We start from the raw sequence: 23637 nt of genomic DNA on the forward strand, positions 1-23637 counted from the left end.
GGTATGAAATATGCAAGGTATCCCTTATTTGTTCTAGCTCTCTGTATCGGTCTATGGTTTCTTCCGTCAGGCGCGACCGGTGCAGCGAATGCGGTTACGTGGGGAGAAGTCCAAGCAGGGACGTATGACTCCCCCAGCATTTACACCTTGAATTGGTCGGGCAATGTGCTGGATAAGGGCGGATATAGCTTAGAGCAGCGCAAGCTGACCTCTTCTGCAGCGGAAGCGGATTTTGTCATCGACGGCAAGGGCAGCATCGGGGCTGCCTCGATTGCCGTGCTGGAGGGAGAGGAGCTGGGGGCGCCGTCTGCGCCGGCCGGCAAAGCCTTCTCCAACACGCAGAAGCTTGTAAGCGGCGGAATCTATTGGATCGAGCGGAGCGACGGCTCTTATGCGAAGCTGCGGGTGGACCTATATAATGCGGATCGCGGCGGGGCAATTACCAAGGTGTTCTTTTCTTATGTACTGGAACAAAAGAAGGAGGACATTGCCCAGCCTGCACCTGTACCGGAGCCTGCGCGTCCTCTGCCGCAGCCAGAACCTTCGCCAACGTCTCCGGTAACGGATGGGAGGGACTACGCCGGCCTTCAGGATCCGGGCTCAGACGCCGCTCGTACGGAATACAGCTATCAGGTGGAAGAAGGGCCGGTAACCGTCCCCTGGAAGGCAGTCACTTCTGGCAGCAGGTATGACGTATATCGTTCCGACAACGGCGGAGCGTATGTAAAGATGAACGATTTTTCTTTGGAGAAGCCGGAATATACCGATCATTATGCCTTTGCGGAGCATACCTACGTTTACAGGCTGGCATCGCACGGCCCCAACGGTAAGCTTACGTATTCAGCTCCAATCAAGGTGACGGTCACGAAGAAAAGCATGGAGAAGCCAAAGCAGGTCATTGAACTGAAATTGGATAGCCTTAGTGCTAAGGTTAACGGTAAGGAGCACACACTGGATGCGGCTCCGACGTTAATCAATGGCCGCACGATGGTGCCGCTTCGTTTTATCGGGGAGGCGCTCGGGGCGAAGGTGGAATGGAACGGGGAGGACAAGAGCATTTCCATGCGGCTCGGGGATCAGACCGTTGGGCTGAAGATTGACCAATCAGAAGCAACCCTTAACGGTCAGAAGGTCATGATGGATGTCCCTGCCATGATTATTGGGGAGACTACCATGGTTCCTGTGCGTTTCGTTAGCGAGAGCCTCAAGCAGGAGGTTCGTTTCGACAATGATACGCGAAGCATCATCATTGCCGGTGGCGCTGGCAAGAACGAACCGGAGAAAGAAGAGCCGCTTCCGCAGGACCCGCCAAAAGTGGATCCTCCGAAGGAGAATACGCCACCCGAAACTACGCCCCCCGCCGTTCCGGAACAGCCGGATCCTTACTTCCTGGGAACATGGGAATTATGGGTACCGGGTGTCCCATCGGATACTCCGGGAGGCGGCGGGCAGTACACCACAGGGAAGCAGGGCGGCATTCTTGTCATTAAGGCGGATAATACATGGCAGTATACGCTGGGAACGAAGCAGTACAACGGGAAGTGGAGCCAGGTAAAGAACAGCAATGAAATAATGCTTAGCAATTTTCAATACGGCTCCGACTGGCAAGGAAGACTAAAAAATGGCGTATTCCAGATCTATACGTTCGGCATGTACTTTGTAGCTGCCCCCAAATAAGGACTCCATTCAACGGCTAAGCTGGGCGGCGATAGGGTAGTTTGGGAAGTTGGGGGCACATGGGAGGCAGGGACTCGTCAACAGTAAGTTGTCTTCAATCCAGCGCAACCCCCATGCCCCGCTCTTTCGCCGCTTTCACATAGTAGGAGGCAACGGCTACATCGAATACCGCCATGCCCATCGGGCAGAACAGGATCGGCTGATCCGCATCGATCCCGGCGAGAGCATCGCGGCAGATGACATCAGCCAGCGTGAGAGTGTCGGCTCGGGCCAGTCCCTGCATCTTGTGGAGCAGCTCGATGTCGGTGTTCTCACGGCATACCTCATCCCAGTCGTCAACAATAATGGCTTCAACCAGGGCCAGCGCTTCCGGCGCATAATCGCGAAGGGACACATGCAGCAGCAGGCTCCCCGGGCGGGGTGGAAGCGTGATGTACCGGTCATCCGATACCGTGCACGTGATACATACCTCGGAGTGAAGATACGCTTCCTCCCAGGCCTTCACAGGCTGAATTCGCTCCCGCCAGCCGGGAGGAAACTCCTCCAGCCCCACACCCTTCTTATCGTAAACCCGTATTCGTCCGATACGATCCCCGTACAGTGATAACGCCATCCGGGCATGGTAGCGACCGATGGGGCCCCAGCCAATAATCCCAAGCTGAAGCTGCTCATAGCTGCGTGCCTCCATGACACGGCGGAGCAGCAGTCCGCTGACCGAGGCCGTTCTAACGATACTGGGAAGCGGGGAGCAGAGCAGGGCGGACGGTTGTCCTGTCCTGGACTCGTTCAGGACGACGACGCTGTGCGCGCGCGGCAGACCGTAAGCATGATTGCCGGGAAAGCTGGCGATCCATTTGATCCCCGCCGTATGGACCTCTCCCCCCACATAGGCGGGCATGGCAATAATGCGATTGTTCGGGTCGCCGTACCGCAAATACGGTTTCATGGGCTGAGCATAATCACCCGCATCCAGCAGCCGGACGGTGGATTCGATTACTTCCAAGAGAGCAGGCCAATCCATACCGAGCGCTTGGATATCCTTATCGTTCAGGTACAGCATGTCGATTCCTCCTTATCGCATACATGCAGCCTACAGTCCCTCCTCCAAGCCGGCCAGGGCATCCTCCGCAAGCTCCGGGCCGAATTCCCGGCCGATCCAAGCATCCGAGTACACCGTATCCAGATAGCGGTCCCCTCTATCATGAACAATGACGGCGCATACCGAACCGGGGTCGAGCTCCTTCTGCAGCTGCATCACCGCAGCCACAACAGCTCCGGACGAGGCTCCGGCCAAAATCGATTCCTTCTGTGCCAAGGCGCGACAGCCCTTCACCATGTCCCAGTCGGATACGTGCACGACGCGATCAATCAGCTCCTCCCGGTACAAAGGGGTCACCATACCGGCACCAAGCCCTGGGAACCTGCGCTTGCCGTTCGGTCTCCCGAAGATGGCGCTTCCCTCCGCATCGACGGCCACGATCTTGGTATTGAGCCCGTGATCCCGCGCATATTCGGCACAGCCCCGAATCGTTCCGCACGTGCTGACAGCGCAGAACAAATAATCGATTCGTCCGAGCCGCTCCACCATCTCTCTCATGGTAGTGTGGTAATGGGACCGGTAATTGTCGGCATTCGTATATTGATTCGGCCAGTAGCTCCCCGGGAGCACCTTAAGCAGCTGCCGAACTCGATTCAGCCTGGCGGGCAAAAATTCGCCGGTCACCGGGTCCGGGTCGGCGACATAGTCGATCTCCGCGCCCATGGCCTTCAGAATGCGGATATTGGTTTCCGTCGTTCTCGGATCGATCACACAGACGAAGCGTATGCCGAGATATCTGCTGATCATGGCCAGGCTAATCGCCATATTGCCGGAGCTCGACTCGATAAGGACGGAACCGGGTCCAATCATCCCGGTGTGCCAGGCCTCTTGAATCATTCGCAGGGCCGGGCGGTCCTTGGCGCTTCCTCCGGGGTTCAGCAGCTCCAGCTTGGCATGTACCTCCGGCCCGCCGTCAGGGAATAGGCGGCGGAGTCGGAGGAGTGGCGTATTTCCGATTGCGGAAATCATACTACCTTCGGTGTTCATCCTTATCCAACCTTTGTCTTCTAATAATAGAGCTTCTTATTTTTTACCTGGCCGTTCTCCATCCGCTCGCCTTCCGGTAAGAGGGTCACCCGAATATTTCCCAGCAGCCGGTTTTGAATCATCAGACCGATTTCCGGGATGCATTCCCCGAGCTCTTTTTGAATGATGCGAGCTGCCTCCTCCGTTGCCGATTTGCTCTGAATCGCCACCACCAGGGCATTGTTATGCATCTTCACGCGAACCATCGCATCCTCCAGATGCCGGTAGACGACCTGCTCAATATCGTAAACGCTGATTTTTTCCCCGTGCTTCAGCTCGCGGCCAACCCGCTTGACGATCGACTGAAAGCTCATTTTCTCCACGCCATCCACTATGACAGGCCTGAGATCACGCACCACATCATACGTCACAAACCGTAGAGCCGGAAGCATGCTGCGCACAAGGGAGGTCAGCACGAGGACACTTTCATCGGCCCCAAGCGGCTCCAGCGCTTCCCCAAGCTCCTTCGTCCCGATCCCTTCGGCGATCATATTGTCGACAAGAAGGTATCTGCCGATATCATGGGAGTAGTAGGCAATCGTGCCGATTTCGATCGAGCCATAGGTATCGATTACATCGCGGGAATCCAGTCCGAACAACTGAGCCATATTACGCTGCCATTGGGGCGGGGCGATTTCCCCGACCAGGATGATTTTGCGGATGCCGAAGGCACGGGGGTCCCCGGAGGCATAGACGATATGATCGAGGATGGACGGCATCGTATAGAGCAGGTCCGGGCGGAACGCCGTCAGCGCTTCGATATGCCGCTCTATCGGCAGCTCGAAGGAGATCGAACGATTGTCGAGGCCCAGACGGTCGAAAATCGCTGTAGCCGTACTCGCCGCATGGCCGGTTCCCATATCGGCCAGCGCCCTTCTGCAGCCGCTGCCCTCGAGCAGCTTGCCGAACAGCCGGGTCTTGATCTCGACATACCTTCTGTCGTCCTCCTCGGAGTAGAAGATCGCCTTCCGACGGCCCGAGCTGGTGCCTGACGTGCGGTATACCGCAAGGGCGGGATCCGGCGTCTGGTGATAGTAGTGAGCCTCAAGGACAGCCGAAGTGATCAGCGGCAGCTCTTGAAGACTGCCGAATTCCTCCGCCTGTCTGCCCCCAAGCAGGCCCGTATACCATGGGTACGTTTCCCCTACCTCTATCAGCTTAGCCTTCCATTGATCCATGGTACATGTCCGACTCCCTTACTTTGAGATAGATGTGCACAGTAAAGCTTATGTAAAAAATGGAATTTCGGTGTCCGCATTGGGTCATTGCCCAGTCCAATACCCTGTTCCCCCCGTATAGTAACCTAGAGAGTCCATAGAACGGAGGGATCCTATGAAGAGGCATATCCGCCATGTGCCGGATAAGCTGATCAAGACGAAGGTACTGTGTCGATGCGCAGAGGTAAGAAGCCAAATTCCCTTAACGCAGAGCATGAATGGACGCGTTCTCTATGACATGCTGCACAAGTACGGTATGGTCTACATCAAGCCGTGCCAAGGCGCCCAAGGAAACGGCGTCATAAGGGTGGACAAGATCAGAAGAGGAGGGCGGAGGGCACGTACCGTTTACCGCTACCAGGAAGGCACGCGGGTACGCTCCTTTGCGCATTTTGGCAAAGCTTATCAGGAGCTTTATCGATTGACCAAGGGGACGCCGTATTTGGTACAAAAGGGCATCGAGCTGTTAACCTACCGAGGACGTCCCTTTGATATCCGGGTCATGGTACAGCGCAGCCGCCGGGGGTCATGGGATGCTACGGGCATTGTCGGCCGGGTGGCCCATCCCCGCAAGGTGGTTACCAACGGAAGCCAGGGGGGGACGATCTATCCGGTGGACGTGATTTTACAGCCCTATGCAAGCCATGGGAGAAGAAAAGCACTAATCGCGTCCATGCAGCGCATTGGGGTGAAGTCCGCACGGCAGCTCGCCGCCGTCTTTCCCGGGATCCGGGAGATTGGCGCGGATATCGCCCTGGACCGTCACCTGAAGCCCTGGATTCTGGAGGTGAACACCAGCCCCGACCCGTGCCCCTTCACCAAGCTGAGGGATCGGAGCATGCTGCACCGGATTATTCGCTATGGCAGGGGGTATGGGCGTAAGTATCGCTTGAAGTGTACGAAATCGAAGCGGGGTATGGTGTGAGATAGGATGAGATGAATAGTGTTATAGGCCTATTGGAAAGGAATATTTTGTATTGTCGGGGCTCAAATTCCTGTGATAAAATGACTACGTCCTACCATTCAACAAAATCAGACGAATAGTACCATTGAACGACAAAGGCAAAACCGCCGAAAGACGGTGACGCAAAGCTATGGGTCTAACGAACGCAATCAACGCTCAAGGGCGAATTGCGGTCCAGGATTGCCAGGCTACCGAAACGATGCATGTGATAAGGTCCTCTAAGGGTGATCGAACGCTGCATGATGTTATCGTGCAGCCTTCGGAGCCTTTCAGGGGACTTTTCCGTATCCAGGGGTCCTGAAAGCATAGCCGTTCGATGTAAGCGGACAAGAGGAAGCAGGAGGGAGTCAGATCGATGAAAGTGATGTTTCAACCCAAAGCACTTATGTTGGCCTTGGCCTGGGTGGTTTTCTTCAGCTTTGCCTTGAAGGCGAGTGCAGCTACGGACATCAGTAACCATTGGGCGGAAGAAACCATCGCGCAGTGGGTGAAGGAGGGAATGATTGAAGGGTATGAGGACGGGACCTTCCGGCCTGACCATTCGATTTCGAGGGCAGAAATGGCCGCGCTAATTAATCGTAAGTTCCATCTTACTTCGACGAACGGCACGGCTTCTTTCCCGGACGTATCGAAGGACGAGTGGCAGTACAAACCTATCTCGGCGGCGACGGCAGCCGGATATATGAAGGGCTACGAAGACGGGACGATTCGTCCGGGGGATGCCGTCACTCGTCAGGAACTGGCGGTGATGCTCACAGGGTTACTAAAGCTGGAGCCGGGGGGCGAAGACCTCAAGTACCAAGACCAAGCAGTGATCCCCGCATGGAGCAGGAAGGAAGTCGCTGCCGTCTCGGCAAAAGGGATTATGAACGGGTACGGTGATGGAAGCTTCGCTCCGGCCCGTAAGGTGACTCGCGCGGAAGCCGTCGTAACGATCGAGCGCTCGGCTCAGACGAAGCTGAAGCAGGAGCCTCTCTCGTATACAAAGGCTGGAATCTACGGACCGGAGCACGGTACAGAGACTCTACAGCAGGACGTCATTGTCAATGGCTCCGGGGTCACGCTTCGCAATATGATCATCTCCGGAGACCTCTTGCTGGGGGAAGGCATTGGGGAAGGCGATGTGACCCTTGAGAATGTAACGGTACGCGGCAAAACGACAGTGAAGGGCGGCGGAGCCCATAGTATTCACTTGGTCAACAGTTCGTTTGCCACCGTAATTATTGAGAAAGCAGGCGGAGAGGTTCGTGTTGTAGCTGCCGGCACTACGGTAGTGCAGCTGGTGGAGGTATTCTCAGCCGTCAACATTGAAGAGGAAGGCAGTACAGGAAGCGGATTTATAAAGGTAACTCTGCAGCCAAGCTTACCGGCAGGAACCGTGGTGAAGCTGGCGGGGGATTTCCAGGAGGTTCAGATTGCATCCTCCGGGGCTAAAATCGAGCTGGTTCATGGTTCGGTCGTGACGCTGGATGTGGCGGATGGAGCCTCAAACAACCTAGTCAGCTTAGGGACCACTGTGGTTATCAAGGAACTGATTGCAAGCGAGGTCATTAAGGTAGAGGGGCAAGGAACCATTGAAAAAGCAACCCTTGGCGAGGGGGCGCAGGCCACCACGTTCGAGAAGCAGCCTTCTTCCCTAGGAAATCCGGCAACGGCACCATCGGCCTCCAACGAAAGCGAAAGCGATGAAAGCGGCGGCGGGGGAGGGCAGCAGACGGAGCCGGGTAGCCAGCCTCCATCCATTGTAGTCAAAGGGCTCTATCACTCTTCCAATCAGTTGCTGACGGTTGATTCGAATTTTTCAGAGTTTATGATTTTATTCCGTTGGCAGGGGAGCACCGAGCTTCGGTCTGAAAACTTTGGTATCGTTGCGGGCAAGCCGGAGGTCTTGACTATCAAGCAAAACAACCAGGGTCCTGCTTTCGGCAGCGTGACCGTGAACGGGGAGCAATGGTCGACACTCACGCTGACAAGAAGCAGTGCTCCCTATCCGGGTATAGCTAGTATTTTCTTAGTAGACAAGCTGTCAAAGTATACGGCAGAGCTTCAGGTAACCGTGCATCCGAATCCACAGACCGATGTCGATGCTGAAGCGGTGTTTGTCGTAGGAGATAAGCTCATTGCCAAATACCCGTCAGCAGGTGATTATTCGACCTCCAGCTGGGTAGTCAAAGATAGTGTGTCGCAAGCGGTGTATCAAGCGTTGTATTCCCGCCAAGACCAGGATGCGGCTGTATTTACCATTCAAGGGGACAGCGTATCGGCTGGCAGCTACACGGCGGTTCAGGCAGGTAAGGCAACGGAGTATCCAACCATTCTGGCAGGCACGGCAACGGTGAACGGAGCCGTCTATGGGAAGCTGTTCTATAACGGTCCAGCTGCAGTAACGACAGTTATCAACGCAACCTATGCGGAACTGGCGCCGGCGTTAGTCGTTGATGATGTGATGCAGTTGTATTACGGAAATCAATTTATGATCAGTGCGGTTTGGGATGGGACGGCATGGGTGTACACTGAGTTGGTGAAAGAGCCTGTCACAGCTCCTGTCAGTGTTAGTGCCGCTGCAATGACGAACCGCAAAATCCAAGTGAGCTGGAGCCCTGTAGGAAATGCGAGCTATTATCATATTTATTCACGTCCGGCAGAAGGCGGCGAGTTTACGCTGCTGAAGGATCTTCAGGGCAATGATGTGAAAGCCACGGGCACCACTTACATTGATGATACGCTTTCGCCGAACACGACAAGATTTTATTTGGTGAAGGCTGTGCTTGGAGGCGCGGGCTGGGCGATTGAATCGAAGCCAAGCAGCACGGTTACGGCAACAACCTACTACAACGAGCACATCGCACTGGATTTCCAGGTGACCGATTCGGTACAGCATCCTGACGAGCCGATCCTTTATTTGACGGATAAGCAGAATAAAAAGCTCCATGCGATCAATTATGCAACCGGTGCGAAAAGCGAGCTTTCCTTGGCGCTGCCGCCTGAGAGCCTGACCTTTGCGGGCGGCAAGATCTATGTGTCCTTGTTAAAGGGCGAGCACTCCTCCTACTGGTGGAAGGAATCGCAGCAAGGGGCGGTTGCCATTGTGGATGCCGCATCGTTTACGGTGAGCACGACCTTCGATATCGGTATTGATCCTTATGACATCGCTGTGGATTCGTCCGGGTATATTTATATTTCCTCGGGATCGGGTCAATGGACTTGGCTGAAGTCCTACAACCCGAATGGGGCGGGAGAAGCCGCTACAACCGACATTCGGCAGGCAAGCTATATTCACATGCACCCAACACTGAACCGGGTTTACTCGATTACTACGGACTCTTCCCCACGGGACATGAGAATGTATCATGTAGCGAACGGTGCATTTGCACCAGCAGGCTACGATTCTCCTTACCATGGAGATTACACAATGGATACGCAGATGAAGTTTTCCCCAGACGGAGAATACATCTTTAATGGAGCGGGAACGGTATTCCGGACCAGCACGACGAAGTACAGCGATATGAGATACATGTACAGCTTGAATCGTGGCTTTGCCGACATTGCATTTGATTTGGACAACACACGTTTCTACACTACGAAAGACAAACAGATCGGCGCTTATCGTTATTCCGATTTTGAGCAATTCGGTACGTTCCATGCCGATGGAACAACAAAAGCTCTATATAATAGCATGAATCGTGTACTTGCCGTATCGTCTCTCGGCACACGTCAAGTGATTGAGCTTGTTGAGAAATCCTCCATGGAGACACTGCCAGCGGCAGAACGACAAGGCATTTACCTTCATGGCTCCGTATCGGATGTTGTATATTCCCACGCGACAGGGAAAGCCTATGCGGTCGATGAAGCGTTCCATAAGCTTTATGTTGTGGATCTGGCCAGCGGGCAAGTGGAGCAGACGAAATCGCTTGAGTATAAGCCTTCTGAGTTGGCTCTCTCCGAGGATGGAACGAAGCTGTACATTCGTAATAACGATGCGAATGTACTGGTTACCGAGATCAGCTTGGCGACGATGCAGGTTACCCGCGACATGAATTACCAAACGGCTGGGGATAGCAGCGATCAGGCTCATGGGCACATTTATCAAAAAGGGAACTATCTCTACATCGTAACAGGAGAGTTCGAACCCAAGCTTCTTATGTTTAACGCTGCTACGTTTGCATCTGTTAACTACGGGGCTGCCATTGCTTCCGTCGGTGACCTTGCGTGGACAAGTGACCAAAGCAAGCTGTATTACTGGTATCAATCGGGCTGGGGGGCAGGCAATGCCGGTACCGATGTGTACGAAATATCCGTCTCCGGATCGACCTTAGCGCAGTCGGCTCGCTCCCAAATCGGCTACCCGAACTTCTTGAGAGATCCCTTGGATACTCCCATGCTAGTGTTGGAGGAGCAAGGAGTCGTCATCGCGAAGAACCGGGTACTCAGGAGAACGAATTTGAATGAGACGGTGACGCTGCTGCCGGAAGCCATCTATGCCATTAGTCCTGACGGTACCAAGCTGGTGGGCAAAACCGGCATCTACGATGCCGTAACGTATCAGAAGCTTCAGGCGTTATCGCTTTCCGGGGCTAGTCACATCTTCTATGTGAATGATACCTTGTACTATATGATAGGCAATTCCTTGCTGCACTTGTAGGATGATTCAATGGGGCCACCTTAGGGTGGCCTTTTTTCCTTCCGTGATAGATGTATGTCATTCTCCACCGGATCCTTGAAGCGCGGGAGAAGCAGCCGGTGTCCGTAAACCCGTGAGCGAAATCAGGCTGTAAGCCCACAGCAGCCAAATCGGGAGCAGCGATAATCCCATTGCAGACATGACCGGGAAAAAGAAGCCGCTCCAATGCATGCCGGCTATATCCAGCAGCATGCCCGGGAAAGCAGTGCAGATGGCAGACCGCGCTCTGTCCCCGGCAGGGACACGGCATCCGGCGTATATGAGAGACATAGCGCTACATCCTGGCTAGCAAAATCTCGCGCATTACGCTCCGGTCCAGCTGAACGGGGCTCTGCTTATTGTCGGTCGCTCTCAGGACAGCATCGATGTTATGCTCGGTCACTCCATAGGCGCCAAGCCTTGGAATTTCCAGCCGCTCCGTCCAATCCTCCAGCGTTTCGACCAAGCGTCTGCAAGCTCCGGCGAGATCGCCGTCCGCATGGCCCGTCAGCACCCTGCTGACCTTGGCATACTTGATCAGCGCTTCTGCAGCCTGCTCCGTCCCGGACTGCAGCAGCTGCTCCACGTTTCGCTTCGTAACCTCGGCGAGCAGGGTCCCGCAGATGACGCCGTGCGGAATCGGGAAGCTGCCGCCGAGCGGGGAGGCAAAGCCATGCACAAGGCCGAGCCCCGCATGGGCGAGCGTAATCCCCGACAGCATGGAGGCATAGGCCATTTGCCCGTGCAGGACCTCATCCTGAGCTTCCGCATCCGTGTAGATCGGCAGCAGGCTCCCCGCAGCCGCTTCGATACCGGATAGCGCAAGAGCATCTGTCAACGGAGAAGCCTTCGTCGACACGTACGACTCGATCAGCTGGGTCAGCGCATCCAGCCCGCTGGAGGCCTTCACCGGCCTCGGACAGCTGATGGTGAGCCGTCCATCCACAATCGCCGCATCCGGTATGAAGCGATCATGCCGGATGGAACGCTTGAAGCCCCCGTTGATGGAAATAACCGCGTTCTTCGTCATCTCGCTGCCTGTGCCTGAAGTGGTGGGGACCGCCACGAAGAACACTTTATTACCGCTGTGCGGCCGATAAGTCGGCTGCCCCTCCAAGTAATGGAGGACCGTATCTCCCGGTTCGGTACGCAGCATGGCGGATACGGCTTTGCCCGCGTCCATGGCGCTTCCTCCGCCGATGGCAACAACGGCATCGATCCCGGAAGACCGGTAGTGATCTACGACGTCATCCACCCATTCTACCGTCGGTTCATAATGGATATGGGCTACCTCGTATGTCATTTGCTTCTCGGCAAGCAGCGCGGTGATCTGCTCCCATACCGCCGCGTTCGTCCTTGGAAAGCTGCCCGTCACGAACAGAATGCGACGTGTTCCCTGCGGCAGCACCTCAGGCAGCTTCCCTGCCGCCCCACAGCCAAAAGTGATCCCCGGCGTGCCTGCAAACAAAAAGGAGTTCATCACCATTGGGACTTCTCCGCAGGCGCGATCACCCGGTGGGCCGTTCCTTCCCGCGGCTTCGCCATCCAGGGGGCAACGGTATCTCTCCACTCCAAGTAATGTGCGGTTTCTTTATGTTTGGCCGCCGCTTCCTCGGATTCATAAGCTTCGTACAGAGTGAAGCAGGTTGGCTCATCCCGATGCTGCAGAACGTCGAACCGGAGGTTTCCGGGCTCTTGTACGGAGCCTTCATGGTTTTTGCATGTGGCAGCAATAAATTCCTCCACATGCTCCTCTTTCACATATACCTTCACGACTGTAACTATCATGGGCTCCATGGCTCCTCTCACTTTAGAAAAATGATCTCAAGCCAAATAGTAGCATATTTGTCATGCCCCGTGTATGCTTTTGAAGTCGAGCAAGTCGAATTGCAGCAGTCAGACGGAGAGCACGGGTAAAGGGGCGCCGGGCTGCAGGGGAGCGAATTTCCGCTGGTGCATATGGTGGACTTTTCCGTAAACCGCGCACAAGAACAATCGGATGTATCACCGGCTGATTCTATCCGGGATCGGCGGTCATACTAAGTAATACCAAGTCTAACGGAGTCAAAGGGAGGTAGCCGACAATGAACGGTACCAAGAGCCATTCGATTACGCTCGGGATGGGATGCTTCTGGAGTCCGGATGCCTTGTTCGGGCAGCTGGCAGGGGTCATAAGGACTCGGGTAGGGTATGCGGGAGGAACTACGGAGCATCCGACCTACCGGGAGATGGGGGATCACTCGGAGACGGTCCAGATCGAGTACGATCCGGTGAGGCTGTCGTTGGAGGACCTTCTAGAGCTGTTCTGGAGCAGCCACAAGCCGATCAACATCAATGAGTATAAAGGAAGGCAGTATCAGTCTCTGGTATTGTATCACGATGCCGATCAGCTGGGGGTGATTGAACGGGTGCTGAACGACATAGAGGCACAGGGAGAGGGCAGACCGGACACGGAGGTGGCTCCTCTCACCGCGTTTTATACGGCGGAGGAGCGGCATCAGAAATATTATTTGAAACGGTATCCCGATGCGATCACGAAGCTTGCCTCGTTATACCCGTCCGCGGAGGAGCTGACCCGGGCTACCTTGGCGGCGCGCCTGAACGGCTTGGCAAAGGGATATACGAATCTCGCGAGAGTGTGTGAGGAGCTCCGTACGTGGCCCGTCTCCGAGGAGGATCGGGAGCGGATGATCCGGCTGGTGAAACAAGTCAAATGGTGATCCCGCCTACTGCCGATACTCCAGAAAATAAACAACGACACAGCCTTGTCCCGGCGAGACGAAGCGTGAGCCCCAGATGCGGCTCGTATCGTAACGAAGCCGGGCGTCGGGCGTAAGCTGAGCCACCGGCGGGCTGAGCTGTACGAAAGATTCATGGGGCTCGAACAGCTTCAGTGCGTTCCCGAGCAGCTGATTGGCGGTTTCCTTGACGGCATCGGTCAGGTAGGCCGGACGTTCTTCGGTATCGATCGGTAGAGCATGAATGCTTTCTCCTATCATGGACTGTAGCAAGGTTTCTTGGGCAATCGGATCGGCGGACAGCACAAAGAGTCCGTTCCAGCAGCCCCGCAGCTCTAGGAATACCGACTGCTCCTCCAGCCCGGTGGGACCGCCCCTATACGCTGTTTCCTCCATGGCGCCGAAGCCGGCCCGATAAGGCAAATACATGCGGACGGCGTCCAGCAGCGGAGCCAGCATAGCGGGGGTGAACCGCCCAGAGCTCCCCCTGGCACCCGGCTCCGTTTCCACTTCGCCATAGACGATCAGCTGCCGCACCGTCAGCTCTAGGGAGCTGTCGTCATAGGCGGCCTCCGTCCAAATCCGGCCCTCCGGCGCACACAGCCGGACAAAGTGTCTCGCCACCCAATCATACGGGTTTCGCTCCACTACCTGGCTGAACCGCTCGCGGGCCTCACCCGGCTGATTGTCCATATAGAGCCTTAGGGCTTCATTGAACAAAGGCAGCGTCTCCAGCTTCCCTTGACGGATGTCCGTCGCATCGCCGTCGAATACTTCGTAGATCGGGACGGTCTCCAGCTTGCCCTTCACCGCGGCATGGTCGATAAGTCGTAAGCAAAAGTCCTCCGGCTGCTGCAGCGAGCGGCGGGTTGGCTCCGTGATGAGCAGCGATGTGCCGTACCGCTTGTTCAGCCCCTCGATCCGCGAAGCCAGGTTCACGGCATCGCCGATCACCGTAGCCTGCATACGCTCTCGCCCTCCGACAATCCCCACCATCACCGGTCCCGAATTCAGTCCGATGCCGATGCGGATCGGCACATAGCCCGCCCGCAGTCTCCCCAGGTTATATTCATAGAGTCTACGCAGCATGTCGAGCGCCGATCTTACGGCGCCGTCCGCGCCACCGTCGAACAGCGCCATGACGGAATCGCCGATGAACTTATCGATGACCCCGCCATGCTCGGTAACGGTTGGCTCCATTTGGTACAAATAGGAGTTGAGGAAGCGAAAGTTTTGCTCCGGAGTCAGCCGCTCCGACAGATCCGTGAAGGAGCGGATGTCGGAGAACAGCACCGTCATCCCCATCTGCCGATGATCTCCGAGCCGCACGGAGTCCATCGAGGACTGCTCTAGAAAGCGGAGCAGCGTGCTGGGCACGAAGCGTTCATAAGCGGCAGCAAGCGCTATAGGATCTACGGTTGTCTTCTTGTTCTGCGTCAAGGCTGATCCTCTTTTCAATCAAGTCTATGGTTACAAAATAATTTGCGAAATATCGGTGTACACCTTGCCGAACAGCTCGGGATTGAGCTCCTTCAGCTGCTGCGTCAATGCCTTGCCCCTGCAGACCACCTTAGCAGTACCGCCGGCTCCGGTAATACTGGAGCTGAACTGCTCGAATCGCGCTAACAAATCGCCGTCCATCGAATCGATACTGTCATGGAAGTGGAACACCACTTTGAGAGGCTTCAGAAACAGGAAGCCCTGCACTGCCATTCCGATGGAATCGAGCTCTTCAGCGCTAATTCCGCCGAACGCGGTGACAATGAAAATACCATTCTTGTTCTCGATGGCAAAGGCCGGCGCTCCGGCCTCCGGTAGAGCGGCCGCGCCGGCCGCAGTCTCCGCTTTGGCGGCCTGCTGCTCCTCGCGATGAATTTTGAGCACGTCGTCGATCGTCTCCAATATTTTGTCCATCGTAATCGGTTTAAGGATATAGTGCTTGGCGCCGTTCTGAATCGCCTCGAACACCATGCTTTTCTGATCCAGCGCCGAAATCATAATGATATTGGCCGCCGGGTAGGTAGCGATAATTTTCTTCACCGCATCGATGCCGCTCATAACAGGCATTGTGATATCCATGGTGACCAGGTCCGGCATATGTTTAGCGTATTCCTTATAAGCTTCGATGCCGTTGGAGGCTTCAGCCACCACTTGATGTCCTGCTTCAGTGAGCATCATTTTGAGATTTCGGCGCATTAAGATCGAATCATCAACGATTAATATTGTAGCCATGGGATATGTATTCCTCCTAGGAAAGGTCAGGTTTTCTGGTCAAAATCAGGCTGAGCTGCAGAGCACCGGCCCCGCAGGCCATCCGGCAGGTCCATATCGCGGCGTCGGCATACTTGACTGAAGCGCCCCGGGTTTGGAGCGTGATCGGAGGCTCAATGACGATGTAAGGCTCCAGCTCGGGAAAACGGCGTATCGAGTTGCCGAGGATGATGTTGGATGCCTCGGCGAGCGTATCCTCGGCCAGCTGCCGCTCCTCTTCTTCACTAAGGCTGCCGTAAACGAGGGACCGTACGGTTGCGGAGGCCAGAGACTCGTCCATCGTGAGGACGAACCGGCCCTCAAGCGCCCCCTTCACGCCAATGAAGGTTGTGATGTTCCGAAGGGATACCTTATCTTCTGCGCTGAGCTGGAACGGGGTCTGCGCTTGAAGCGAATGACCGACCTGCTCCCGGAAGAACTGCTCCGCCGTCTCAGCCAGCGGTGTGATCATGGAGTCGGCCTCCAGCTGCGGCACCTCGGACACGGCCTCGAACGGCAAGCGGAAGGTGAAGGAGGTACCTTGCCCAACCTCGGTAGCCACCTCTACGGTGCCGCCGAGACGTTCGGTTTCCAGCTTCACCGCCGAGAGACCGATCCCGCGGCCGGATAGCTCGGTAATGTCCTCTTTCGTGCTGAGCTGCTCATGGAAGATGAATTCCCGCAGCGTCTCCTCCGACATCGCGGCGGCAGCCTCGTCGACGATCAATCCCTTGGCGATTGCCTTTGCCTTCACCAGCTCCGCCGAAATGCCTCGTCCGTCATCGCTGACGGTAACTCGAATCGTATTCTCCTCCTGTCGAACCTCACAGCGGATGCGGCCCAGCTCCGGCTTGCCTTGGGCCTCCCGCTCGTTGCAGCACTCAATGCCGTGATCCGCCATATTGCGGAACACGTGGACCAGCGAGCGGGCAAAGTCGGCATACTTTTCAGAATCGCACAGCACCTCATCGCCTTCGATCTCGAACGGCTCGATCATCTTATCAAGACGCTCCGCCAGACCTGCCGTATATTCAGGATAGCTGCGCAGCAGCTCTTTAAACGGCTTGAAGCGCAGCTTCCGAAGCTCGGGCAGCAGCACCTGGCAATCCGCGGTCGAGAGGGTGGCGACCATTTTCTTCTCAATCTCCACAATCTTCGTTTTATCGATAAACAGGACATTATCCTGCCCGAAGAATGTATCGCCGAGGAAGCTCTGCAGAACCTCCAGCTCCGGTTCCAGCCATTCGCCCATTCGGAAGCCGGCCAGCACGGACCGCACCTCCTCCAGCGACTGCGTATCGGAGGCTTTGCATAGCTCCGCTACGATGTTTTCCGCCTCATGAAGCTGATCCACAGCGTAGGTCAGGCCGTATTGGGCGAAATTGCCCTTGAACGTATGCAGCTGCCGGAACAGTTCGAACAGTGCCGCATCCAGCGGTACCTCCTCGCTGAATAAGGCATTTACGCGCTCGCCGGTAAATTCCTTATACTCACGGACCAATTCGGAGTAGTCGTTATAGCCGACGACCACCTTCACTACCATCTTGAGCGTGTTGCGTTCTTGCTCCATCTGGCTTTGCAAGAGCCGCTTCTCCGTCACGTCGGTCAGGATGACCATGCAGGATTCCCCGTCCCCGGGCTCCGTCTCCGGGATCATTTTGTATTCCAGCTGGATATGACGGTTATCGATCTGAATCTCATCGATGAGCAGCGGCACATATAATCCACGTTTGGCCGGTTCCGTTTCCTGGAACAGCTTGCTGAGGAGGTTCCTAAGGAACGTCATTTGTTCCGTGTCAGCTGGAGCAATCAGCTCGGGGAACGGGCGGGAGGCTAAGCCTGCCCCGAAGAGCTTCACGCATTCCAGGCTGTATTCCTCGCGAACGCGCAGATCTGCGCCGAAGGAGAGGAAGCCCTGCCCTGCGTTGTTCAGCAGGCTGCGCAGCGACTTCTCCTGAAGGGCGAGCTTGCGCTTCGCCTCCTGGATATGCTCCTGCGATCGGAGGAGCTCCTCCTTCTGCGCCTCGAGCTCATCCCGCTGCGCCTCCATCTCATCCCGCTGTGATTCCAGCTCCAGCTTTTGGGCTTCGAGCTCTTCATTCTGATCTCTCATAAGCTCGGTGTAGCTCTTCATCTTCCCCATGATGGTATTTGTGGAATCAATGAGCGATTCGATTTCGCGCAGGGGGCGCTTCAGCTTGACCGTGGAGCTGATCGTCGTTTCGACGTCTTCTCCGGAGGCGAGCGATTTCATCGTGCATTCCAGCTGGTCGATCGGGGCAATAATCGGCAGGGTAAATAGAGAGCTGACCAGCTTGGACAGGAACAGAACGACAATGATCAGCAGCAGCAGCGAGGCGACGGCCGCCATGAGCAGTCCGAAGCCCACAAGCGGATTAATGCCCGCGGTTACGCTGCCGATCGTCTCTCCTTGAGCATCCACCAGCGAGTGCTTCGATTCAATATTGTAGAGCTCGACGATCTTGCTTACCCAAGGGCCGGTCTCCTCAAGCGTAGACGTAACGTCCTGCACGTTGGAAAACAGGACCCGGTCCTGAATTCGTACCTCGAGGAGTATGATGTCGTGCCGCTTCTCGCCCCAAACCCCGTGCTCGTCCCTATGCATGGCATAGATGAACTTTTCCTGGGTGGCCACATCCTCCAGATGGGTCTTCATCCATTGCTTAGCACTATCCGCAGCCGGATCGAACTGCTCCAGGCCGGCGATGCCGAATTGATTCAGGAAGGCAGGGGAGTTCATATCACGCGCGATGCTGCTGCCAATAAATTTAGCGGCGGTCTCCGACAGCGGCCGGAACATCTGGGTGACGATCACCAGAAGAATCACCCCGAACACCAAGATGTTGATCAATGTTGAGAAATACATCAGCCGGCGCACGCGCTTACGCAGCGTTCTCCGGTTTTTCTTTGTATGCGGCATGATAGGGTCTCCCAATCTCTTTTGTATAAATAGGACTTTCTTCTCATTATATACCATCTTTTTGCCCTAGCGTGATATTTTCGTCCCAGGATTCAACAATCTTCACAACTTTATTGCATTGACCATTTTGAATGCGGTAGACTAAGAAGGAACGCTACCATAGATGGGGTTGAACGGATGGAAATAGTAAAGCGGTTTCTAGCGGATTTAACGGTGCGAAGATTTATCATCCTGGCGGTGATATGCCTGCTGCTTTTCAGTATCAGAGATATGCTGAATTTGGTTCTATTAACCTTCCTGATCGCCTACATCATGAACAGCTTCCAGAAGGCATTATCGAAGCGCTTAAGCAAGTTCGTCGTCATCAACAGCAAAGTGATCATCATCTTTCTGTACGCGGCTATGGTGACCATGCTGGTTACCGCCATTATTAATTATTGGCCCAAGGTATTCATTCAGGCGAAGCAGCTTAAGGACTTGCTGGTAGGCTTGAATAACATGCCGATGCCTCAGGATGAAGTGGCCCGGTTCGTTTACCGCTATGTGAAGGATTTGGACCTGCAATCCTACGTCAAGCACAGCTTCGACTATATCCTGAGAATCAGCAATTGGGGAACGACCTTCGTAATGGCTACCATCTTGAGCCTTGTATTTATCCTCGAGAAAAATCGGGTCGTCTCGTTCACCGCCAGACTTAGGGAAAGTAAGCTCTCTTGGCTGTACGAGGAGCTGGAGTACTTCGGGAAGAAGTTCATTCTCTCCTTTGGCAAAGTGATCGAGGCTCAAGTGCTTATCGCGCTGTTTAATACGGTATTTACCGTGATCGGCTTATGGATCCTGGGCTTTCCTTACTTGTTCGCCTTGTCGATTATGATTTTTCTGCTCAGCTTAATTCCGGTTGCCGGCTTCCTGATTTCTTTACTCCCTTTATGCATCATCGGCTATAACCTGGGCGGCGTGACGCTGGTGATCTATGTTTTGGTCATGATCGCCGTGCTCCATTTTTTGGAGGGATATTTCCTCAACCCCAAGCTGATGTCACACAAAATGAACCTTCCCATGTTCTATACCTTCATCGTGTTAATTTTCTCTGAGCATTACATGGGGATCTGGGGCTTGATCCTGGGCATACCGATCTTCGTGTTCTTATTGGATGTCATTGATGTAGATACAGCGAATTCGAACGAAACCACCGTCTGAGGGCAGACGGTGGTTTTTTATGTACGATGATAACTAGACAAAGGAAACATTTGGTATCATAAAAAACTAGAAAAATTTGTAGTAAAATGTAGAATCATGTCGTAATATGGGTGAGGAAACGATAGTCACTTACATAAAATCTAGGAGGCATCTTGGTTAATGACTATGAAATTACCTACATTGCGGGCGATGGTGTCGAGGCTGTTTCGAATGACCATCCAAAGAAAATTGATGACGGTTACGATTGCTCTTCTCGTGATTCCAAGTCTGATTGTAGGCGGACTCGGATACTATGCGGCCAAGCGGCAGCTGACGGAGTCCGGCAAGACTACTTTAACGAACAGCGTGAATCAGACGTTGGCTATGATTCAAGCCTATCAGGACGATGTCAAGCGAGGCGCGATTACTCAGGAAGCCGCTCAGGAGAAGGTGAGGGAAGCGATCCTGGGCAAGAAGAATGCGGAAGGCAAGCGCCCGGATTACCGGAAGACCGGTATTGATCTCGGACCGAACGGGTATCTCTTTATTGTTCAAGAGCAGCAGACGGAATATAAAAATGCGGACGGCAGTACAGCCAAAGGACCCCGGGTCATTGAGGTGGCCCACCCTACCCTTGAGGGGAAGGACGTAACTCCGCTTCGGTCCAGTGACGGGAAGACGATCGGTCAAGACTTGGTGAAGCTGGCACTGGCCGGCGGCGGGTTCTATGATTTCGATTTCCAGCTCCCGGGCAGCGAGAAGATCGCACCCAAAATCACGTACGTTAAACACGATCCGACCTGGAATTGGGTTATCTGCGCAGGTTCGTACTACATGGACTACAACAGCGGCGCTAACGTCGTTCTTACGTATCTCGCCGTGACCGTGTCGATTGCGTTGCTCGTCGGTTTGGCCGTTAGCTGGATTCTGTCGAGACATATCAGCAAGCCGATCGAGAGGGTCGCACAAGAGGCTTCGCGTATTGCTGCAGGTGATCTACAGACGGTCGGGCTGCAGGTCAAGAATCGGGACGAGGTAGGAGCGCTTGCCGCAGACTTCCAGGTTATGGTAGGTAACCTCAAATCTATCATCACCGACGTTGCGCTCGCTGCGCAAACCGTCGCAGCAGCCTCCGAGCAGCTGACCGCAAGCTCTGAGCAGACGATGCAAACTTCAATGTCGATCTCCGAATCCATCTCTGAGGTAGCTGCAGCCTCCGAGGTGCAATCCGAGCGAGCAGCACAGAGCTTCGGCATCGTTCGGGAGATGACCAGCCAAATGGCGGAGATTTCGGAGAGCGTACAAAGCGTTACTATGGGTGCCGCTGACTCTTCGGAGAAGTCGCAGGCGGGTAAGGATATGATTACGAGAAGTGTCCTTCAGATGCGGAGCATCGGCGAGAAGGTGGATGCTGCAGGAGTCGTAGCGAGGACGCTTGCGGATAAATCAAAGGAAATCAACGCGGTTCTGGGCGTCATTACGGATATTTCCCGCCGCACGAATCTGCTCGCGTTGAATGCCTCGATTGAAGCGGCCCGCGCGGGGGAAGAGGGCAAGGGATTCGCCGTTGTTGCCGGCGAAGTGCGCAAGCTGGCGGAGCAATCCGCCCTTGCTGTCACACAGGTGTATGATATGATCCGCGATATACAGCTTGGTACCGAAGAGGTATTGGTCTCGGTCGAGGAGGGCAATACTGCGGTCAAAGAGGGCATTTCCCTTGTCAATGAGGCCGGTACGGCCTTTGCCGATATTCATCAATCGATTCAGCATGTCTCTTCACAGTCGCATGAGGTTTCCGGCCGAATTGTTCAATTAGCCGATGACGCGGCACAAGTCGTTTCGGCGATTGAGCAGATGAAAGCAATGACCCTTGCCATTGCGGCCAATACTCACGATGTTGCCGCTTCTTCACAACAGCAGACGGCCTCCATGCAGGAGATGGCGGCTTCCGCCGCTATGCTGGCCACCACGGCGGAAGAGCTGCAGGATAAGGTGAGTGCGTTCCGGCTGTAACAGCATATAGAAAGTTGGGAGCCCGGCATCATGCCGTGGCTCCCTTTCTTTCTTGCAGATGCGGCTCTCTGCCTAAAAGGCTTCTGTGAAAGCATCCAAATACCTATACCCTGCTTCCATAAATTACAGTACCTCCGCTCTATCTCCGCTGCGTTCCTTTCTTCCGATAAAGCTAGTGTAGGTCCACAACTAGATTAGGGAGGAAGCAGCTTGAGAACAAACCTAGCTTTGCGTTATGTTTTTGTCGTGTCTATGATTGTTGCACTCGTCTTCTCCGTCGTCACTCCTCATGCTTATGCCGCAAAGGATAAGCAAGCCCCTACCGCTCCTACAGGACTCAAGGTAACCGGCGTTACCGAGACAACGGTAGCCTTGGCTTGGAACGCCGCAACCGATAATGTGAAGGTCGCCGATTATTGGGTATATCAGGGGACGACACTGAAGGGGAAAACTACATCCCTTTCCTATTCCGTGACGGGGTTAAGCCCAGGTAAGACATATTCATTCAGCGTAAAGGCAGCGGATGCGGCTTGGAACGTATCGCCATCCAGCAATGCTGTTACAGTGACCACCTTAGTCACTCCTACCGCTCCTGCGCCGGAACCGAGCCCAACTCCGACCCCAACCCCGACGCCATCGGCGGCGAAGGTGGTGATTGGCTACTATTCCGGCTGGTCTACATACAGCGGCAAGCAAGTTGCCGATTTGGACGGGTCGCAGCTGACCCACATCAATTATGCTTTTGCAAACATCGGCCCCGATCTGAAGATCGCCGTCGGTGATTCGTATGCCGACATAGAGAAGCGCTTTCCTGACGATACCGGTACCGAGCCCTTCTTCGGGAATTTCAATCAGCTGCTCAAGCTGAAGCAAAGGTATCCTCATCTGAAGACGCTGATCTCCGTTGGGGGTTGGTCGTGGTCCGGCAAATTTTCCGACGTGGCTCTATCGGATGCTTCCCGTACGGCCTTCGCTGATAGCGTAGTCGCTTTTCTCCTAAAATACGGCTTCGATGGCGTGGACATGGACTGGGAATACCCGGTATCCGGCGGTATGCCGGAAAATGTGCGCCGTCCGGAGGACAAGCAGAATTTCACCTTGCTGATGCAGAAGCTTCGCGAGAAGCTGGATGCCCAGAAAGCTAAGGACGGCAAGACATATCTACTCAGCTTTGCAGGAGCGGCAGGGTCCTACTACCTCAATAATGTTGAGGCCGGCAAGCTTCAGGCTTCCGTGGATTTCGTCAACATCATGAGCTATGACATTCATGGCACCTGGGAGTCGAAGACAGGCCTTAACGCTCCTCTGTACAAGGATCCGGCCAGCGGCTTCGCATACGACATGGGCGTGCAGGATGCCGTGCAGCTGTACCTGAATGCAGGCGTACCGGCAGGCAAGCTGGTCATGGGGGTTCCGTTCTACGGCTACAAGTATGATAACGTCACGAATAGCAATAACGGCTTGTACCAAACATACTCCGGCGGGACCTCCTTGTCCTATGGCGAGATCGTGGCGAAATATTTAAATCAGGGTTATACAAGATATTTCCATACGGCCTCGAAGGTACCGTATCTGTTCAACGGAACCAGCTTTATCAGCTACGATGATCCGGAATCCATGGGCTACAAGGCAGCTTATATCAAGAATACCGGTATTGCCGGAGCAATGATCTGGACGCTGCCGCAGGATAACGCGAATCGCGACCTGCTGACGGCACTCTACAAGGGCTTGCAATAATAAGAAAGCACCGATTCCTCCGGCAATGGAGACATCGGTGCTTTTCTTTTATAGCCAGGATCGCCAGAGCCGAACTGCGAGCTTTCAGCAAATTTTCAGGTTTCCTTCAACTACGATTCATATTCCCGTGCGATAA

Annotated in this window: 16 protein-coding genes and 1 riboswitch; of the genes, 7 read left to right on the forward strand and 9 right to left on the reverse strand. The window is 54.7% G+C overall.

The features are described 5' to 3' along the window. The first annotated feature begins 3 nt into the window (after positions 1 to 3). On the forward strand, positions 4 to 1677 hold the full coding sequence (locus RAC89_RS13450) for a copper amine oxidase N-terminal domain-containing protein (RefSeq protein WP_306614054.1): 1674 nt from the start codon (positions 4 to 6) through the stop codon (positions 1675 to 1677). Between the two features lie 94 nt (positions 1678 to 1771). On the opposite strand, the gene RAC89_RS13455 is transcribed toward RAC89_RS13450, so the two are convergent. The 3 genes from RAC89_RS13455 to RAC89_RS13465 are packed head-to-tail and all read right to left on the reverse strand — an operon-like array spanning position 1772 to position 4980. Next, positions 1772 to 2737, reverse strand: a complete 966-nt coding sequence (locus RAC89_RS13455; RefSeq protein WP_306614056.1) for a 2,3-diaminopropionate biosynthesis protein SbnB — start codon at positions 2735 to 2737, stop codon at positions 1772 to 1774. 30 nt (positions 2738 to 2767) lie between these two features. Further along, entirely contained in the window at positions 2768 to 3763 is a 996-nt protein-coding gene (gene sbnA / locus RAC89_RS13460) for a 2,3-diaminopropionate biosynthesis protein SbnA (RefSeq protein WP_306614057.1), read from the reverse strand. A 20-nt stretch (positions 3764 to 3783) separates the two neighbouring features. Beyond that, a complete protein-coding gene (locus tag RAC89_RS13465; RefSeq protein WP_306614059.1) occupies positions 3784 to 4980 on the reverse strand; it encodes a phenylacetate--CoA ligase family protein in 1197 nt (398 codons plus the stop codon). A gap of 154 nt (positions 4981 to 5134) precedes the next feature. On the opposite strand from RAC89_RS13465, the gene RAC89_RS13470 reads away from it, so the two are divergent. Both RAC89_RS13470 and RAC89_RS13475 read left to right on the forward strand, forming a co-directional pair. After that, positions 5135 to 5944, forward strand: coding sequence for a YheC/YheD family protein (locus tag RAC89_RS13470; protein WP_306614061.1), 810 nt, complete (start codon positions 5135 to 5137; stop codon positions 5942 to 5944). A 126-nt stretch (positions 5945 to 6070) separates the two neighbouring features. After that, positions 6071 to 6179, forward strand: a riboswitch (cyclic di-GMP riboswitch). Between the two features lie 159 nt (positions 6180 to 6338). After that, positions 6339 to 10625 (forward strand): S-layer homology domain-containing protein, encoded by a 4287-nt coding sequence (locus RAC89_RS13475; RefSeq protein ID WP_306614063.1) that lies wholly within the window; start codon positions 6339 to 6341, stop codon positions 10623 to 10625. Between the two features lie 57 nt (positions 10626 to 10682). Here RAC89_RS13475 and RAC89_RS13480 read toward each other — a convergent pair whose 3' ends face one another. From RAC89_RS13480 to RAC89_RS13490, 3 genes are read right to left on the reverse strand one after another with little or no spacing between them, the layout of a single operon-like run. Then, positions 10683 to 10934, reverse strand: coding sequence for a DUF5367 family protein (locus RAC89_RS13480; protein ID WP_306614065.1), 252 nt, complete (start codon positions 10932 to 10934; stop codon positions 10683 to 10685). 4 nt (positions 10935 to 10938) lie between these two features. Beyond that, positions 10939 to 12129 (reverse strand): iron-containing alcohol dehydrogenase, encoded by a 1191-nt coding sequence (locus RAC89_RS13485; RefSeq protein ID WP_306614067.1) that lies wholly within the window; start codon positions 12127 to 12129, stop codon positions 10939 to 10941. Then, a complete protein-coding gene (locus tag RAC89_RS13490; protein WP_306614069.1) occupies positions 12123 to 12431 on the reverse strand; it encodes an antibiotic biosynthesis monooxygenase in 309 nt (102 codons plus the stop codon). Before RAC89_RS13490 ends, RAC89_RS13485 begins: the two co-directional genes overlap by 7 nt. A 296-nt stretch (positions 12432 to 12727) precedes the next feature. Between RAC89_RS13490 and msrA the strand changes: the two genes are divergently transcribed. Next, positions 12728 to 13363 carry a peptide-methionine (S)-S-oxide reductase MsrA gene (gene msrA / locus RAC89_RS13495; RefSeq protein ID WP_306614070.1) on the forward strand — a complete coding sequence of 212 codons (636 nt, stop codon included), beginning with the start codon at positions 12728 to 12730 and terminating at the stop codon, positions 13361 to 13363. A gap of 6 nt (positions 13364 to 13369) precedes the next feature. Here the strand turns inward: msrA and RAC89_RS13500 are convergent, their stop codons facing one another. The 3 genes from RAC89_RS13500 to RAC89_RS13510 are packed head-to-tail and all read right to left on the reverse strand — an operon-like array spanning position 13370 to position 18572. Beyond that, complete coding sequence (locus RAC89_RS13500; protein ID WP_306614071.1) at positions 13370 to 14821, reverse strand: adenylate/guanylate cyclase domain-containing protein; 1452 nt, start codon at positions 14819 to 14821, stop codon at positions 13370 to 13372. A gap of 30 nt (positions 14822 to 14851) precedes the next feature. Next, positions 14852 to 15613: a response regulator gene (locus RAC89_RS13505; RefSeq protein WP_306614073.1), complete on the reverse strand. Its 762-nt coding sequence runs from the start codon at positions 15611 to 15613 to the stop codon at positions 14852 to 14854. 16 nt (positions 15614 to 15629) lie between these two features. Further along, positions 15630 to 18572, reverse strand: a complete 2943-nt coding sequence (locus tag RAC89_RS13510; RefSeq protein ID WP_306614074.1) for an ATP-binding protein — start codon at positions 18570 to 18572, stop codon at positions 15630 to 15632. 177 nt (positions 18573 to 18749) lie between these two features. On the opposite strand from RAC89_RS13510, the gene RAC89_RS13515 reads away from it, so the two are divergent. From RAC89_RS13515 to RAC89_RS13525, 3 genes are all read left to right on the forward strand, one after another. Further along, entirely contained in the window at positions 18750 to 19772 is a 1023-nt protein-coding gene (locus RAC89_RS13515) for an AI-2E family transporter (protein WP_306614076.1), read from the forward strand. Between the two features lie 159 nt (positions 19773 to 19931). Then, complete coding sequence (locus tag RAC89_RS13520) at positions 19932 to 21764, forward strand: methyl-accepting chemotaxis protein (protein WP_306614078.1); 1833 nt, start codon at positions 19932 to 19934, stop codon at positions 21762 to 21764. Positions 21765 to 21974: 210 nt separating this feature from the next. Continuing rightward, positions 21975 to 23501, forward strand: coding sequence for a glycosyl hydrolase family 18 protein (locus RAC89_RS13525; protein WP_306614079.1), 1527 nt, complete (start codon positions 21975 to 21977; stop codon positions 23499 to 23501). The last annotated feature ends 136 nt before the right edge of the window (positions 23502 to 23637 follow it).

Source organism: Paenibacillus sp. GD4, assembly GCF_030846225.1.
GTDB lineage: Bacteria > Bacillota > Bacilli > Paenibacillales > NBRC-103111 > Paenibacillus_G > Paenibacillus_G silviterrae.

Coding starts and splice junctions, on each gene's coding strand:
- RAC89_RS13450 (WP_306614054.1), top strand. CDS start 4: ATGAAATATGCAAGGTATCCCTTATTTGTTCTAGCTCTCTGTATCGGT.
- RAC89_RS13455 (WP_306614056.1), bottom strand. CDS start 2,737: ATGCTGTACCTGAACGATAAGGATATCCAAGCGCTCGGTATGGATTGG.
- sbnA (WP_306614057.1), bottom strand. CDS start 3,763: ATGAACACCGAAGGTAGTATGATTTCCGCAATCGGAAATACGCCACTC.
- RAC89_RS13465 (WP_306614059.1), bottom strand. CDS start 4,980: ATGGATCAATGGAAGGCTAAGCTGATAGAGGTAGGGGAAACGTACCCA.
- RAC89_RS13470 (WP_306614061.1), top strand. CDS start 5,135: ATGAAGAGGCATATCCGCCATGTGCCGGATAAGCTGATCAAGACGAAG.
- RAC89_RS13475 (WP_306614063.1), top strand. CDS start 6,339: ATGAAAGTGATGTTTCAACCCAAAGCACTTATGTTGGCCTTGGCCTGG.
- RAC89_RS13480 (WP_306614065.1), bottom strand. CDS start 10,934: ATGTCTCTCATATACGCCGGATGCCGTGTCCCTGCCGGGGACAGAGCG.
- RAC89_RS13485 (WP_306614067.1), bottom strand. CDS start 12,129: ATGGTGATGAACTCCTTTTTGTTTGCAGGCACGCCGGGGATCACTTTT.
- RAC89_RS13490 (WP_306614069.1), bottom strand. CDS start 12,431: ATGATAGTTACAGTCGTGAAGGTATATGTGAAAGAGGAGCATGTGGAG.
- msrA (WP_306614070.1), top strand. CDS start 12,728: ATGAACGGTACCAAGAGCCATTCGATTACGCTCGGGATGGGATGCTTC.
- RAC89_RS13505 (WP_306614073.1), bottom strand. CDS start 15,613: ATGGCTACAATATTAATCGTTGATGATTCGATCTTAATGCGCCGAAAT.
- RAC89_RS13510 (WP_306614074.1), bottom strand. CDS start 18,572: ATGCCGCATACAAAGAAAAACCGGAGAACGCTGCGTAAGCGCGTGCGC.
- RAC89_RS13515 (WP_306614076.1), top strand. CDS start 18,750: ATGGAAATAGTAAAGCGGTTTCTAGCGGATTTAACGGTGCGAAGATTT.
- RAC89_RS13520 (WP_306614078.1), top strand. CDS start 19,932: ATGACTATGAAATTACCTACATTGCGGGCGATGGTGTCGAGGCTGTTT.